General features: G+C 49.3%; 1 protein-coding gene. It reads left to right on the top strand.

Annotated elements, in window-relative coordinates; all coding sequences use genetic code 11:
* Positions 1-200 precede the first annotated feature (200 nt).
* Positions 201-343, top strand: a 143-nt coding sequence (locus LKK83_RS07010; protein WP_324630277.1) for an RRXRR domain-containing protein, incomplete at its 3' end; no start/stop codon positions are given.

Below are 343 nucleotides of genomic sequence, written 5' to 3'. Positions count from 1 at the left end.
CGCATACGCGCAGCTTGGACGACCCAACGTCTAACTAAGAGTTGGCGCTTACCATGCAGCCAAAAACGATAACACCTCCGGGTATTTCCCTAGCCCGGACTATTTGTTGGTCTTCTTGGGTGAAGGCACTGGGTTATTCCAGGACACAACGTTTTTGGTGGTCGTAGGGACACGCAACTATTTCTAATAGGATTATCTCCATGATTAGAGTGCCAGTTCAAAATCCAGACGGTTCCCCTGCAATGCCTACAAAAGCATCGCGGGCGCGTCGTTGGGTAAAGGAAGGAAAAGCAACTTCCCATTGGAATGATGCAGGCTTGTATTATGTCCGATTAGCTGCCGA

Source organism: Phormidium sp. CCY1219, from assembly GCF_035615515.1.
Classification (GTDB): Bacteria; Cyanobacteriota; Cyanobacteriia; order Cyanobacteriales; family Laspinemataceae; genus CCY1219.
This window is presented reverse-complemented; position numbering and strand designations above follow the sequence as displayed.